Annotated in this window: 10 protein-coding genes and 4 pseudogenes; 3 read left to right on the forward strand and 11 right to left on the reverse strand. The window is 39.9% G+C overall.

What is annotated here, in order from left to right; translation table 11 throughout:
- The first annotated feature begins 409 nt into the window (after positions 1 to 409).
- On the forward strand, positions 410 to 1,414 hold the full coding sequence (tnpC, locus tag ATS76_RS10620) for an IS66 family transposase (RefSeq protein ID WP_235590925.1): 1,005 nt from the start codon (positions 410 to 412) through the stop codon (positions 1,412 to 1,414).
- A gap of 164 nt (positions 1,415 to 1,578) precedes the next feature.
- Here tnpC and ATS76_RS10625 read toward each other — a convergent pair whose 3' ends face one another.
- The 7 genes and pseudogenes from ATS76_RS10625 to ATS76_RS19420 all read right to left on the reverse strand — a co-directional run.
- Entirely contained in the window at positions 1,579 to 2,091 is a 513-nt protein-coding gene (locus tag ATS76_RS10625) for a hypothetical protein (protein ID WP_058552130.1), read from the reverse strand.
- A gap of 222 nt (positions 2,092 to 2,313) precedes the next feature.
- Positions 2,314 to 2,917: pseudogene (locus tag ATS76_RS19400) on the reverse strand (hypothetical protein).
- A gap of 121 nt (positions 2,918 to 3,038) precedes the next feature.
- On the reverse strand, positions 3,039 to 3,821 hold the full coding sequence (locus tag ATS76_RS10635; protein WP_058552132.1) for a hypothetical protein: 783 nt from the start codon (positions 3,819 to 3,821) through the stop codon (positions 3,039 to 3,041).
- Between the two features lie 14 nt (positions 3,822 to 3,835).
- Positions 3,836 to 5,197, reverse strand: a complete 1,362-nt coding sequence (locus ATS76_RS19540) for a pilin (RefSeq protein WP_058552133.1) — start codon at positions 5,195 to 5,197, stop codon at positions 3,836 to 3,838.
- Between the two features lies 1 nt (position 5,198).
- Positions 5,199 to 7,280, reverse strand: coding sequence for a GspE/PulE family protein (locus tag ATS76_RS10645; RefSeq protein WP_058552134.1), 2,082 nt, complete (start codon positions 7,278 to 7,280; stop codon positions 5,199 to 5,201).
- A gap of 237 nt (positions 7,281 to 7,517) precedes the next feature.
- Positions 7,518 to 8,355 (reverse strand): annotated as a pseudogene (locus ATS76_RS19410) (transposase); the annotation flags it as partial.
- A gap of 71 nt (positions 8,356 to 8,426) precedes the next feature.
- A pseudogene (locus ATS76_RS19420) lies at positions 8,427 to 9,123 on the reverse strand (transposase); the annotation flags it as partial.
- Positions 9,124 to 9,560: 437 nt separating this feature from the next.
- Between ATS76_RS19420 and ATS76_RS10655 the strand changes: the two are divergent.
- Positions 9,561 to 10,514, forward strand: coding sequence for an IS110 family transposase (locus tag ATS76_RS10655; RefSeq protein WP_058552135.1), 954 nt, complete (start codon positions 9,561 to 9,563; stop codon positions 10,512 to 10,514).
- Between the two features lie 228 nt (positions 10,515 to 10,742).
- Here the strand turns inward: ATS76_RS10655 and ATS76_RS10660 are convergent.
- From ATS76_RS10660 to ATS76_RS10675, 4 genes and pseudogenes are all read right to left on the reverse strand, one after another.
- Positions 10,743 to 11,770 (reverse strand): annotated as a pseudogene (locus ATS76_RS10660) (IS110 family transposase).
- A gap of 66 nt (positions 11,771 to 11,836) precedes the next feature.
- Entirely contained in the window at positions 11,837 to 12,379 is a 543-nt protein-coding gene (locus ATS76_RS10665) for a hypothetical protein (RefSeq protein WP_058552136.1), read from the reverse strand.
- A gap of 144 nt (positions 12,380 to 12,523) precedes the next feature.
- Positions 12,524 to 14,062: a transposase gene (locus ATS76_RS10670; RefSeq protein WP_058552137.1), complete on the reverse strand. Its 1,539-nt coding sequence runs from the start codon at positions 14,060 to 14,062 to the stop codon at positions 12,524 to 12,526.
- 225 nt (positions 14,063 to 14,287) lie between these two features.
- Positions 14,288 to 14,668, reverse strand: coding sequence for a hypothetical protein (locus ATS76_RS10675; protein ID WP_058552138.1), 381 nt, complete (start codon positions 14,666 to 14,668; stop codon positions 14,288 to 14,290).
- 138 nt (positions 14,669 to 14,806) lie between these two features.
- On the opposite strand from ATS76_RS10675, the gene ATS76_RS10680 reads away from it, so the two are divergent.
- Positions 14,807 to 15,961, forward strand: a complete 1,155-nt coding sequence (locus tag ATS76_RS10680; protein WP_058552139.1) for an IS110 family transposase — start codon at positions 14,807 to 14,809, stop codon at positions 15,959 to 15,961.
- Positions 15,962 to 16,277 lie beyond the last annotated feature (316 nt).

Raw genomic sequence — 16,277 nt, forward strand, 5'->3', positions numbered from 1 at the left:
TGAGCTAGTAATGGGGTTGGTAAAACCATTAGATTTGATTGAGTCTGCACGTTAACCGCTCATATTTTAAATACTGGATATGCCCAATGTTTGAGCCACAAAGGGTTGGTTATGTTCAAGCATAAACCACAGAATTGTTACAGCGCAGTGTGTAAACACAGCCAGAAACTGGACTGATATTGGAACTAAACGATGACTGAGGCGAAAGCCAAGGGCATTAATTAATCATCAATAATGCTTAATTAAACTGCCTAAATTCATATGGGTGACTGGTGCATATTCACACCAATCGACGTCATTACTGGATGCGTAGCCATATTCAAATTGAGTTTAAAAATAACAACACTTGGTTTTTGAATAAAAAAATCAAGAAAACACAGCTGCCTGCTTGACCGGAACTTTCTAATGGGTGACCCCATTAACTCCAAAAAGCATCGCTACGCCCAGTTTACTGAGCCAAATAATCATGTGTAAATACCAGTTTGGCTTACCGCTTTATCGCCAAGAAACGTTATTTTCTGATATCGGTATTGAGTTGAGCAGGCAAACCATGTCGAGCTGGATGTTACGCTGTGCTGAACTATTATCTCACTTGTATCAGCGCTTAAAAGAAATCTTGTTATCTCAAGCGGTTATTCATGGCGATGAAACCCCGCTCAACGTTATTAACGCAGAGAAAGCGACCAGCTATATGTGGCTGTATTGTTGTGGCGATGATAAACCGGGTAAAGGCACTAATATTGACTTGTTTGATTATCATAACAGTCGCGCGGCCCACTGTGTGGTTGATTTTCTTGACGGTTATCAAGGCTACATGCACGTTGACGGCTACAAAGCATACGAGCAAACGAAGGCAACACTGGTTGCATGTCTAGCCCATATACGCCGTAAGTTCATCGAGGCAAAAGGCAATAATAAAAAAACCGTTAAAGCAGATGTAGCGCTTAACCTTATTCGCAAACTCTATGGTATTGAGCAAGCCATCAAAGGTAAATCGGTCAGTGAAAAATTCACCGTTAGGCAGCAAAAAGCCAAACCAATCGTTGATGAATTGTATCAATGGTTACTCAAACACAAAGATAAAATCCCTCCCCAAATGGCGCTAGGTAAAGCAATTACCTATGCGATAAATCAGTTTGAGAAATTCCGGCGTTACCTCGATGATGGCAGGCTCAGTATTGATAATAACCGCGCAGAGCGAGCAATAAAACCATTCGTAATAGGGCGGAAAAACTGGTTGTTCTCAAATACCTGCAATGGCGCGCATGCCAGCGCCATACTCTATAGTATTGTTCAAACCGCAAAGGCAAATGATCTTGTAGTGCATGACTACATCTCAACGTGCTTGCAACATATTGCAGAGCAGCCAAGTAACCTTGAGCCGCTATTACCTTGGAATATTAAGCAAGGCTAGGTGTCGTTAGCTATACGCTTACTTAGAATGGGTGTCATCTTTGTTGTTAAAAGCCAGTAAAAATATGAAAATACATCTTTAGTATGGTTTTGATCGATGTTTACTGTATAAAAACGGTCAAAAAGAACACTAATGCATATTGACAGAGTTAAGGTTCATATGTGTTATACGTAATTTATACATTTACGCCAATAAGTTACATCATCAGGGGTTAACTTAAAACCCCAACCACTATTTTCAGAAAACTTCGAAAACTTGAACGGTGTTAGATTAGGTAAAGCTTTAACACATGAATGTAGAACCACCTTGTCGAGAGAGTTCAAAGACAACTCATCTTCACACGCGCCCCAAAAACTTCCCCACAACATTTCAACTATACCGCTTACAATTTCACGGAAAGTATGTTCACTTATATTTGCTTGAGACAGTAAATTGTCCAGTTCGCTATTTGATTCATCACCGATACCAAAACTAACTAGAAAGGGTCTAGATGATTCCCAAGGTTCAAATTGATCTGGGCCGTCTATTAATAGCCACTTCCATAAATAGCTATCAAATTCCGTAATCATTGAGTGGCTCAGTGAGTTTTCTTGGCAATAGCTTTCGAATATTTTTAATGCTATTGACACTCTTGCATTTAATGATAATTCTTTGCATTGTTCGATATATGTGGCCATGACATCCATTTACGGAAAAGAAAACAAATTAGGCAGTCACTCTAATTGAACCAACAAAGCTATTCCACTAAATTTACTTTTTAGGTTATGAATTTACCTTTTATTACTGGGTTACTTTCATTTCACCCATTAAATAAGTTATTAGTACTTTTAAGCCTAAATTACGCGCATAAAAATAACTGCATAATTGCAGTGTTAATTTTTTACTGAGGACTTTCAACTTTATGCCAGTAGCTTTTCGCTGTTACTGACGTTGCTACGCCGTTTTCTGTTCAAGTGTTCACTGTAACTCTCTTGTGAGGTTGTCCTACCTACTGCACCATGAAATACGCGCGTAAATTGCGTGGTTAGTTTTAACCAGTTTTCTGGGGAGATATTGACTCTTTCTAGTAAAGGTAAATGTGTGCTTTCAATATACCTGCGTTTACCTTCTCGTATGCAATGCCTAGTTAGTTCAACTAGTTCAAGATACGATTTAAGCTTAAATAGTAGCCCTTTTGGCATAATCTAACGTGGCAAAACAGAGTAGCTTTTTGTTGCTTGGCATCCGTTGCGCTTTCAATGCGTTTTTGTACACTGGTATGGTCAAATTTTTCTGGTATTTGCGCCATACTTGCTCTGATTTGGTTTAAATCTACATAGGCCATACAGGCGATATTTTTGCTAAAGCAAGTAACTTGTCTTCAACCCACGCTCTGCGGTGTTCATAAGGCTTTCACGTAAAACAGTCTTCACCACATAAAAATGCTCGGCGAACACACCGAGAAATACAGTGATGGTATTTTGTATTAACCAAACTTATTTGACGTTTTCTTGCAATTGCCATCATCACTCTGTTTTTTTCACACTCATTTAAAGCGAGTAAAAAATATGAAAATACAAAATTTAGGATAGGTGTTTTCCTATTTTTTTTGCTCTTTCTTTGTTTTTTGTTGTGTAACCACCTTCTACCTTGCTGGTACTCTTTTTATTTTCGATTCACCTTCATTGCTATACATCCAAGCTTCATCCCCAAGCCGTGATATTACAATGTAACCATTTAAATCTTCCCAGAAAAAAAACTCTAACGCACTCGCCTCTAGTTGCAAATCATATTGGTCAACCCTCCACTCTACAGCCCCACTAGGGAATTCAACTAAATCAGACAGTTTTTCTGGTGTTTTGTTATTTTCCAATCGGTATTTTTCTATCCCATTTACGACAACCATCAATTGTTGAGCCAAGGCGGACTCGGGCACTATTCCTTTGTCTTGTTTAGAGTTGAAAACACTAGTTGCGATAACAACAAGCACTGAAATAATTACAATACTAAAAATTTTACGGCGCTTTTGGCCAACAATGCCTCCAACTTGTTTCTCCTGTTTAGGTGAATCTTTAACCTTAGTCGAGTTAATTATTTGGTGAATCGTCTTCGTTGATTGATCACTATGAGATGAAGTGTTTTGCTGGGATGACTTAGAGTGACTTCCTGTATTGACCAAATCATCTAAACTAGGCAAATTAGAAGAAGAGGCAGAATGGGCAACACCAGCTTTCACAATATGCTTTTTCTGACCATTATTCAGTATTTCATCAAGGCTTTTGGGATCCGTAGAGGTGCCATTAATGGCACCTCTATTTTGATAGCTACCACTTACTTTGTTTGTGTCGCTACTCGCTTTCAAAATGTCATTCAAGCTAGGCTGATGAGTCCCATTGTTAAATGATTGCTTATCCTTTTTATCAGCCATACTAAAACCTGCCTTTAAGGAGTATTAAACTGATCAGGTAAATCCGTTGACGATTTACCATCGGCCCATGTTGCTGGATGATCTGGAACAGATTCAAGATTACAAGCATCACCATAGCAAGCGAATGTACATTTAAAGTGAGCGTCTTGTAGCACTACAACATTATAATTTTTACAATTGTCATTACCTTTATTGTACTTGTCAGCTTCAAATGCCTCTTGCTGTGTAACACAGCCTCTTGTTACATAACGGGAACCATCTTTTAAATTTTCAATAAAATTGGCAGCATAAGGAGCATCAACTGTACAGGCAGCCCCTGTGGTAACATGGCTTCGCTCACAAATAAATTTAGGGCCTCGACAAGTATGATTATTTGTTGAAGGGGCTAATGAGCACTTTGAAGGTTCTTTGGGATTAAAAACAAAACCGTTTTTACATTTTGCGACGCATTGTGCGGGAATAATTGCAGTCTTAGTTGTATAAACATTCGAGCCATAGGGGTTGTGTTGATCGCGTACACCGACTGAAGTTTCTCCTATATATTCTTGCCCCGCTACTGAACATTTAGGATCATGATGCCCACAGTCTTGACCCACAGGACACTGTGCCGGCAAAGCGGCACTCGATGTATGGCACCTTCCATCCGAACCTAATTTTAAAGTGCCTGGACATTTTTTAAGTTGTGGTTTTACTATTGGTATAACACTTGGCGTTAATTGTTGTTGCTGTGCTTGTGGTTGTGGTTGCAACTGCGGCACTACCTGTGGTTGTTTCTGAACCTTAGGTAGCTGGCAGACTTGTTGCTGTCTGCCGTTAGCATCTTTCACTTGTACTTTTTGTGTTCCAGAGGGGCAACCCGCAGGCGCATTAGGGTGTGCTGTCAATAACCCTGCTCCGGCAAGACAGCTACTTGGGAGATACTTCTCATCAAGCGCTTTATTGGTAGACACTGCACCACGACCAATCGCATTGGCCGCATTAACGCAACGCCAAGCGCCATTATAAAAATACTCAAGTGCAAACGTATCTCTCACCCCAAGACCTTTTAAATCCATAGTGGGAAGAATATATCCGATAACTGAATTGTCGACTGGATTGTTATTTACTACAGGCACCCACATCAAAGAAGTCATATGTACTTTTGGTTCAGAGAATGTTGCAATATCAACGTTGGTGCTTTCAATACGTTTTTCAATGACTTTAATTCTTTCCGCATCGGCAAAAACAAAAGCTTCTGTAACCTGCGCACGTATTATGTAGTCTTTATACAAAGGAACCGCCACAACCGCGAGTATTCCAATAATCGCGATAACAACCATTATCTCTAACAAGGTGAAGCCTCGATTAATATTTTTTCGTAATATTTGAGCGTTCATATTAGAGTGTTCCTTTAGTCAGTATGCTTTGTAGCTTATTAACAATTTCAGTCGGAGGGGTCATATTTTCATCGTATTCCATCGCATGAGCATGGAATTTATTCAACAATGTTTTGGTTTCATTTTGATTTGGGGGGATTAAAAATAGTACAGGCGTCCCCGACCAAGCCAATTGCTCTCTTAGCTTTCCAAGCCATTCTGCTGGAATAGACTGCATAAGGGCAGCATCAATTAAAATGGCAATAACTGAAGTATCTTTTTTCAAAATTTCGGAAGCCTTGTGTTCATTATTAACAAAGACTATTCCATATTGAAAACTTTCAGCTAGCATTGATTGAAGCTCTTTATTATCAGATATCAACAAAACTTTGAGACGATCCTCTGAAAGCGAGTTTGACCTTGAAAAATTATCTAGCAACATATTTGGTACTTTATTATTAACCACTGCAAGTTCACGCCAAAAATGTAAGCCCAGCTCACGCCCGACCTCTTGGACTGTTGTTTCACCAGAAACTATCCATTGCCCTGCGCTAACGGCCATCTGCGTCTGAAAACTGTTATTAGCCTCTGTTAAGTCATTAACGTTATTACAGCCACTTAACATTAATGTGCGCATCTCTGGTGATACTTCCATGACTTCAGTAATAGGAAGGCGGCCCATGTAGCCAGTATAATGACACTTATCACATCCTATAGCACGACAACCAGGCTGCTCACCGGTGATACGTTCATATTCTAATTCTTCAGGAAGGAGTGGCTTAGTGACCTTTACTTTACAGGATGAACATAGCTTTCTAACCAGACGCTGGGAAACGACACCAACCAATACATCAGCCAAAACCGATGGATTTATTCCAAGATCCAAAAGTCTAGGTACTGTCGCCATTGCGTCATTAGTATGCAACGTAGACAATACCAAATGCCCCGTTAACGCCGCTTGAGATGCGATTTTTGCCGTTTCAGCATCACGTATTTCACCAACCAAAACAATGTCAGGGTCTTGCCTTAGTATTGATCGCAACGTATCACCAAAAGAAAGACCTTGAGCATCATTGACTTGCACTTGTGATATACCGGGTAAAACGTATTCCACCGGGTTTTCCAAGGTCATAATATTGACATCTACACTATTGAGTTCTGAAAGCAGGCCGTACAGTGTTGATGTCTTCCCCGACCCAGTAGGCCCCGTCAGCAGTACAATTCCCGAGCCGTAGGATACAAGTCGTTTTAGTGCATGATAATCAGAAGGGGAAAAGCCACTATTAACTAAAGAAAACTGCTTGCCTTGCTCAAGAAGGCGACACACGATTCTCATGCCATCAAATACGGGCAATAAAGACAATCTAACGTCAATTTCACGTTGACCATAAATTAATCGCATTCGTCCATCTTGAGCAGTTAGGGGGTTCAGCTCTAGCCCTGCATTCATAGTAAAATAGCGAGACAAGCCTTCGTGCTGCTGCTTGGGAAACGATGCAATTCGCTCTAAAACACCATCAACTCGAAATCTAATTGCAGCCCCACCAACCATCGGGTGTATATGAATATCAGATGCCCTTTTATCTATAGCAGAGCGTAAGATGGCTTTCGCTAACTGGGGAATTTCACCTTCATCGACTAACGCAACGGTTAGATCAATAGCCCTATAGTCGTGGTTAATTGTCGAAAAGAGCCGTGTAAGCCCAATATCAAATTCTTCAGGAGACAAAATAGCCAGTTTAAAGTCACCCATCAGAATAAAACGTATTTGATCATAGTACTCGGGAAGTCGACGAGGATCATAAGTTGCAATAACCGGTTTATTAACACTCAAATCAAAGGGCAAAATGCCCATATCACGACAAACCTTTTCACTAAAAGGGTTATCTCTGGGAGGTTTAAATTCTTGTATATTAATACTGTCTGTAGAATAAGTTAAAGAAAGTGCGTTACAAATTGCGCTAGCAGGTAATCTTAGTGTTGTTTGCAATTGATGCCAAGCTTCACGGGCATCCATTGAAAGATTATAGTTATCTGGTAGTACAAGCTCAGGTTTTGAACTAAGCAGAGCATCCAGAAGCCAATGTGTTGATGTTCGTACCATTAGAGCCTCCTGCCTTTATTTACTAGACATCACTTTATATAACGAGCCTGTAGAATAACTCGTTTTTAATTTATTTTTATTGATGCTTTAAACATAGTTGAGCTCTCATTTTAATTCAATCGGCTACTTCGATTTTACGTAAATATAAAAAGAGGACTGATGTTGTTTTAATGGGCGTTTTAGAAGGTATTGTGGGTGTTTAAGTGGCTTATTTGAGGTGATAAGGGGTTTCACTTATTAATGTATCGTGTTTCTCTGCTTTTCTAGATTATGAACAAGGCAATACAGCTGCCATTGGGCATTCACTTTCGTTTGTCCGCGCAAGGTCAATTTGTTCATGCCTTTATTGACTGTAATATTTCCAAACACGGGCTCTATACAGCCTAGCCTTTTACTATATTGTCGTCGCCCCATTGGGCTGTCTATTTTGACCTTCATTTTGTCGATGTAGCTGAGTTGTTTACGCGATTCATCATTTTTAAACTGTACTTGCCGCCCTGTTTTTATAGGTGGCTTTCGCATGCATTGCTGTTGCAGTGGGCATACCTTGCAATCTTTTAAATAACCACAGAATCGCGTGTATTTTTGGTTATGACTGTTTACATTAACCCCGCTTCGCCACATATTATTGCCTGCGGGGCAGCGGCATGTTTGCGCTGCTTCATTATAATGAAAGTCGTCTGAGGTAAATAAGCGCGGCTTGCCTTTGCTGCGTTTTAATCGGCGTTTTTCTTGCTCTGTTTCATACGTTTCACTTTCTTTAAACAGCGGGTTGCGTTTTCTAAATTGGTTATCCGCAATGTAAGTATCAAAGCCACTTTGCGCCATGTATTCAAGGTTTGCTTCGCTGTTAAACCCACTGTCTGCAGTGAACTTAATCGTGTGTTCGTCTGTAATTTTATCGGTGTTTATTATCAAGTTGTCGTTTTAATTGCTCAACGGCTGGCTGGAGTGTTTGTTGCTCACCCACCGACCCCCACGCCTGTGCTTGCAGTATAATTTGGTGCTTGTCGTCATTTATTGCTATGCCATTGTAGCCTTGGATTGTGCCTTTTGAGGTGGTCATTTTCGCGCTTTACTCGTCCTATCCATGGACTCGCCTTTCAGGCCAGCTTCGCTGTTAAAATTCATTCCCGATGAATTTTTCAGGGTCGATAATATTGCTTTTAACGGGCTTGCCTTTACTGCCTATTTTTTCTTTGTGTGTGGCGAGGAAGTCTGTGATTTTCTCTGCGCTTTTATCCAGTTTTTCTTTTTGCTTTAAGTCCTGTTCAATAAACTCCTCACCCAATCCATCTTGTGATTGGTGACGCTCAATAATACGTTTGCTTGCGCGTTCTAATTTTGTTTTTTTACGCCCTAGCTCATCGAATGTGCCGCTCCATTCTTTGCTCGCATTCGACTTTAACTTGCACCCATCTATGGCAAACATATTCCGCCCTATCAAGCCTTCTTCGTCGCATATCATCAGCACTTGCGTAAACAGCTGTTCAATCTGTTCATGCATTTTTGCCACGAACCCCGCTATTGATGTGTAATGCGGCTGAATATCACCCGACACACTCATAAATAAAATATTATGCTCGCAAGCCTTCGCAATCCGGCGGCTACTTATTAACCCATGCGCATAACCGAGTAAAATAATCTTTAACATCACCGTAGGCGGATACGCCGCAGCACCCGTTTTATCGTTGTTATACCACGCGTCAAAGCCCGATAAGTCGAGTTTATTTTCGACGATATAACAAAGCGCATACTCAAATGTGCCTGGCAGGATTTGCTCAGAAAAATTGATAGGAATGAATTTGTTTTGGCAGGATAAGTCAGGCTTGTAGTTGGCCATAACAATTTACCGTGGGTGAATAATAACCATTAGATCATAGTAACCCAGTGGTTTCAAGGTTAAAATACAATCAGATTTGTATAGTAGGATATGTTTCTAAAAAGAGTAATTCTACAGCCTCAACGCCTCGTTAAGAGGCAAATAATATGTTGGCTAAAATAAGCGACGCAGGAGCAAAAGCCAACTGTTATTTGTCCTGCTTAAACGACTTGTATGGATAATAAACCCATAAATTAATTAATACTTTAACCTAGTTCGGGTAATGTGAGGCCTAAGCTTTGGCTGCAACCAAAGCCTTTTATACAGTAGTTCGATTGAGTGTAGGCTCCTCTATTGAGAGACCGGTAACAAGTTAGAACGCTGTATAAACTCCAAGCATTAAACTCGGATAGTCAACGGGGCCTCGAGCCCGAATAGCAAGGCAGAGTCAGCTTATTATGAATACAATAAATAATCAAAATGAAATTAACGTCGGTGTCGATACAGGTAAAACACAACTCGATATTTATATCAGGCCTTTAGACATTTACTTTACTGTAGAAAACAATCAAAGTGGCATTAAACACGCCATTCAAATCTTAAAAAAACACCCAGTAACACGCGTTACTATTGAGGCAACTGGACGTCTTGAACAGCCTTTTATCATAGCCTGCGCTGAGGCGAATATTCCCTTCGTTATTGCTAATCCCGTGAACATTAAACGCTTCACAGGCGCTATCGGCCAAAAAGCAAAAACGGATAAACTTGATGCACAACTTATCGCTCACTTTGGTGAAGCGATTAAACCGCCTTTATCAGCTTTAAAGCCAGAGCAAATGCGCTTGATGAGCGATTTATTATCGAGAAGACGCCAGTTAATGGATATGCAAACGATGGAGAAAAATCGCTCTCAAATAATGCCAAAAACACTATCGTCACTCATAAAACGTATCTTAACTGCACTGAAAAACCAAATAGATAAAGTCGATTTAAAACTTAAAAAACTGATTGAAGAATGTGACGAATACAAAGCAAAAAATGCCATTATCCAAAGTGTGCCTGGTGTTGGCAATGTGGTCGCATTTAACTTGCTTAGCGACATGCCTGAGCTTGGTTATGTAAACAACAAAGAAGCTGCATCTTTAGTTGGCGTAGCGCCATTCAATCGAGAAAGTGGTGTGTATCAAGGTAAGCGAATGATACGTGGCGGCCGACCTAAAATAAGAACTGCCATGTATATGGCGATGATGTCAGCCATTCAGTGCAACGCTAAATTTAAAGACCTTTATCAACGTATGGTAAGCGCAGGAAAGCCTAAAAAAGTAGCCATTATTGCGTGTATACGAAAGCTGGTAGTGATCATAAATTCAATGGTGAGAGATGGTGTCATGTGGGATCCTAAAATGGTTTGAAATTAGGAATTGACACCATAGTCACTTATGTGGACTCCCATTTATCAACAACTATTTTAACTAAATAAATTCGCTTTCTTATGTACGAGTTCTAAATGAGGCGCTACCTCGACTCCAAGATAATTTCGCGTGTTAGAGCACTCTTCTTGTTAACGAGCTTTTCGCTCTTGTGACTATACTGTGTCATCTAACATGTTATTAATTTAGCTAATATTGATGTTTGATTTTTTATAATAAAACAGCTTTATATTCTGTTTTATTATTAATTAAAGAAAAAGCGGTTCTAACCGTTTTATTGGCTAATGCGACTGCTGCACATTTTTTTCCTCGTCGTTCTATTAACGCTTTAAGCCAGCGCTCTTTACTTGTTTTTGGCTCTCGCTTAACAACTTGTTGGATGACAGCCATTGCACCTGTAATCAGTAAACTACGTAATGTTGTATTTCGACGCCGACTTATTCTACCTAAACTTACTTTACCACCAGAGCTGTGCTGAGTCGGTGTCAAACCTATACAAGCAGCGGCATCTTTGCCGGCTTTAAACCTGGCTAATTCACCTGACGACAAATTAATAAAAAGATGAATGGCATTTAAAACCCCAACCCCTTCTAGGCGCATTAATTTTTACAGCTTGGTGTGTCGTCAATCCATTTAGCCAATGCGAAATCATAGGTCGCGATTGCTTCAGTTAACGTTAAATATAAATCCAATGATACTTTAAGCATTTTTCTAAATGCATCACAAAAACCATTTTCGGCATCTTCCAATGTATCTTGGATTGTACCTACAAACTGACTTATTGAGCGACCACTGCTTATATTAAATTCACGCAGTAAACCTGTGAGTTGATTTTTAAGCGCTGCTTTTTGTTTAACACTGTGCTCTCTCAATTTGAGCATTGATTGCGCTTGCTGTTCATTAATTGATTTTGCAGTAATAAAGTGAACATCTGGTAACAGCGATGCTTGTAAAACAGCTAAAGCGTCATTTTTATCTGTTTTTTGACTTTGACGAACAGACATAACTAATCGCGCAGATATTAGTAGAGAATTATGACCAAGTGAAGTTGCAAATTGATGCCAATAATTAGCACTCGCACAGGCCTCAAAAATAATCGTTGAAGGACTAAGCGATACCAAGTACTCACTAAATTGTTGCAGTGTCATCTCATTATTTGAGTGCACTTTATTATTTGTAGAACTACAAACTTGTATTAATTTATGAGCTAAATCGACACCAATTCTTAACTTATTCATAATTGAACTCCGAAAAATAATTTCTACTTCAGTGTAGAGGTTGGGAGTCCAATTATCTTGTTATATTTATTGATATTTACCCACAAACTTAGTTTGTTGATTATGAGTCGTTAAGTTTTTAGATGCCCATATTTTATACTTTTCGATGTTGCTTGGCTTGTTCCATTCTTTTTGGTTATGGAAGAACCATACGTATTGCTCTATGAACCCAGCTTTATATACGGAATAGAGCTCGCTAGCATAAACGTCTTTATAGACACTTTTATCAGGTTCATTCTCATACATTTGAGCCATAATTGTTCTTGCGGTAACTTCACAAGAAATTGGAAAGTTATTATATGAGGCACCCTCATTTTGAATGCAAGTACCTAAACCAAAACTGAAACCAAACCATAGAGATCTCTCAGCTTCTGTAAGCTCAGGATGCGCATTTAAATTAACTCCAAACTGAAGGCTATTGGATTTAGGCTGAGTTGATTGACAACTAATTAAAAACAAACAAAATATAATTAAAACAAAATTCTTCAAAGATATGCTCCATGCTAAATAAATATAACGAGCCTGTAGATTAACTCGTTTTAAATTTATTTTTATTGATGAATCAACCATAGCCGAGTTCCTATTTTGATTCAATCAGTTATCGCTATTTCACGTAAAATAGAAAAAGAGAATGCACGGTTGTCTTAATGGCTATTTTAGAGGGAGTTACAGGTGCTTGATTGGCATATTTTGGCTTAAAAGGGCTCCCCTTTTTTAATGCAGCCTGTTTTGCAGTTTTTCTATATTATGAACAAGGCAGTACAGTTGCCATTGCGCATTCACTTTCGTTTGACCCCGTAAGGTCAGTTTATTCATGCCTTTATTCACTGTAATATTCCCGAACACTGGCTCTATGCATCCAAGTCGTTTACTGTACTGTCGCCGCCCCATTGGACTATCTATTTTAACCTTCATTTTGTCCATGTAGCTTTGCTTTTTACGCGATTCATCATTTTTAAACTGCACTTGCCGTCCAGTTTTTATTGGTGGCTTTCGCATACATTGCTGTTGCAGTGGGCATACTTTGCAATCTTTTAAGTACCCGCAGAATCGGGTGTATTGTTGGTTGTGGCTGTTTACATTAACCCCGCTTCGCCACATATCATTGCCTGCGGGGCAGCGGCAGGTTTGGGTTGCTTCATCATAATGGAAGTCGTTTGAGGTAAATAATCGAGGCTTGCCTTTACTGCGTTTTAATCGGCGTTTTTCTTGCTCTGTTTCATAGGTTTCACTTTCTTTAAACAGCGGGTTTCGTTTTCTAAATTGATTATCCGCAATATAGGTATCGAATCCACTTTGCGCCATAAATTCGAGGTTTGCTTCGCTGTTAAACCCGCTGTCTGCGGTGAATTTTATCATGTGCTCGCCTTTGAGTTTGTTAGTGTTCAATTTATCGAGTTGCTGTTTTAATTGTGCTACGGCTGGCTGCAGAGTTTGTTGCTCGCCCACTGAGCCCCATGCTTGTGCTTGCAGTATAATTTGGTGCTTGTCGTCATTTATCGCAATGCCATTGTAGCCTTGAATGGTGCCTTTGGAGGTCGTCATTTTTGCGCTGTCTGGGTCGGTGATATTACTTTTAACTGGCTTGCCTTTACTGCCTGTTTTTTCTTTGTGAGTGGCTAAAAACTCGGTGATTTTATCTGCACTTCTATCCAGCTTTTCTTTTTGTTTTAAATCCTGAGTTATCAACTCTTCGCCTAGTCCATCTTGTGATTGGTGGCGTTCAATAATACGTTTGCTTGCGCGTTCTAGTTTTGCTTTTTTGCGACCAAGCTCATCGAATGTCCCGCTCCACTCTTTACTCGCATTGGACTTTAATTTACACCCATCAATAGCAAACATATTGCGGCCTACCAAGCCTTCCTCATCACATATCATCAATACTTGCGTAAATAGTGGCTCAATCTGTTCGTGCATTTTGGCTACGAAACCCGCTATTGATGTGTAATGCGGCTGAATATCACCCGACACACTCATAAATAAAATGTTCGTCTCACACGCTTTAGCAATTCGGCGACTACTGATAAAACCATGTGCGTAGCCCAGTAAAATAATCTTTAGCATTACCGAAGGCGGATACGCCGCCGCGCCCGTTTTATCGTTGTTGTACCACGCATCAAAGCCCGACAAGTCGAGTTTATTTTCGACAATATAACAAAGGGCATATTCAAATGTGCCAGGCAGTATCTGCTCAGCGAAATTGATAGGAATGAATTTATTTTGGCAGGATAAATCAGGCTTATAGTTGGCCATAACAATTTACCGTGGGTGAATAATATCTATTAGATCACAGTCACCCGGCGGATTCAAGGTTAAAAAACAATCAATTTTAAATGGTAGGATATGTTTCTAAAAAGAGTAATTCTACAGCCTCAACGCCCGCATAAGGGGCTGATAATTGTTGGCTAAAATGTGTAGCGGAGCGAAACTAAGCCAACTGTTAGCAGTCCCATTCTTAATGCGCTTGTTATATGCAAACTAAGTGAATAGTTGCCATCTGTTTTTTGTTGTGAAATATATAATTACAACACCAATTAAGCCTGTTAATGAACCAATAATTCCAATACCTATATAAAGGTTAATTAAAAATGCTAGTGCCATAGAACCATAGATTCCATAAACACCTACTTTTTTCCATGACCATATCGCTATAGCAAAAACAACGTTTAAAACCGCAAGTAGCCCCATAAAATAAAGAAGTCCCTCTGAAAGAGATGGATAAACTTGAATAATTGCTTCAGGATTTGAAAAGTAAGTGAATGCAGTAAATGGATTAGCAACAAACATTAATAATAAAAATGCAGTTAGCCAAAAGCCTCTTTTTTTATTTTCCTTTGTTTCTACTTCTACAGCTTCCATTAAAACTCCTTAGATATGAATTTTGCATATAGACATAATGACTCCCACACGGTGTTAGCCTCCGCTTTTCGTGGGTTAGCTTAATTCAAAGCCAGAGCCATAATTAGTTTGTCAATTAACTAAACAGCAGAGGCTAACATGAATAAACATAGCATACTTTTTATCGGTCTTGATACACATAAAGAATTCAATGAAGTCGCCTATATTGAAGAACATAGAGGCTCTCAACCTGTTCACCTTGGCCGAGTTTCGTCTTCCAAAGTGGCCGTTCAAAAGCTTGTTCGTCAGTTTGAATCCAAATACCCTGGCGCAACACTTCATTTTGTTTATGAAGCTGGCCCATGTGGTTATTGGATTTACAGATTAATTACCAGCCTTGGCCATTGCTGCTATGTGGTCGCACCCTCTCTTATTCCTAAAAAACCAGGCGAGAAGGTTAAAACCGATAAACGTGATGCCCTTAAGCTTGCTAAATTACTTAAGTCTGAAGATTTAACACCTATCTATGTTCCTGAGCCTGAAGATGAAGCTGTACGCGACTTATCTCGTGCGCGCGAAGTGGCAATGAAGGATTTAAAAGATGCTAAATATCAATTAAAAGCGTTGCTGCTTCGCAATAATATTAATTACAAAGGCACCGCAAATTGGTCACAAAAACATTTACGTTGGCTCACTGAACTAGTGCTACCACATCCCGCGCAGCACATTGTCTTACAAGAGTTTTTACACACAATTACCGAGCGAATAAGCCGACTTGAAAGGCTAGACAATGAACTAACACATCACGTCCATCAATGGCGTTATTATCCCGTTGTTAAAGCAATACAAGCAATGCGAGGTGTTCGCTTGTTGGTCGCCACCGGCGTTGTGGCTGAGCTTGGTGATTTATCGCGCTTCGACCATCCCCGTAAATTAATGAGTTATCTCGGTCTTGTACCCAGTGAACACTCGAGTGGTGGCAAACGCCATATTGGCGCCATCACAAAATGCGGAAACGGCCGAGCAAGACGCCTTCTCGTTGAAGGTGCACACACTTATCGGTATGCGGCAAATATATCGACAGATATGCAAAAACGACAAGAAGGTTTACCAAAGGACATTATTGATATTGCGTGGAAAGCACAACTTAGGCTCTGCAAGCGCTATAAAAAAATGATAGCCAAAGGGAAACACTACAACCTGGTTGTCACCGCCATTGCCCGAGAAATGATTGCGTACATATGGGCTATTGCAAAAGAAGTGGTGCTTACGCCAGTGAATACAAAACTTAGATTGGCAAGAGTACCCGCATGATAAACGAATTAGAGTTAATGCATAGGATCAAGCATCGGGTGTGGCACAACCACCGACGGCGTTAGGATGGCAATGCAGCTAACGCTGCATTGAACCACGAACATAGACTGAAGACAGGTGCCACGACGGAATAAGTAAGGTCTGCTCTGTTACTAGAAATAGTAATAACCAACGAATATCAGCAAGATAACCGACGACATTACTTGCTTCATCCTATGTATTAACTCGCTCTAATTCGAGCTGAAGTAATTATGGCTTAAGAAGTTAGGCAAGGATCAGTGTGTTTAACTTGACAGTGGGAGTCATACCAACGCCC

The sequence above is a fragment of the Pseudoalteromonas sp. 10-33 genome, assembly GCF_001469195.1.
GTDB lineage: Bacteria > Pseudomonadota > Gammaproteobacteria > Enterobacterales > Alteromonadaceae > Pseudoalteromonas.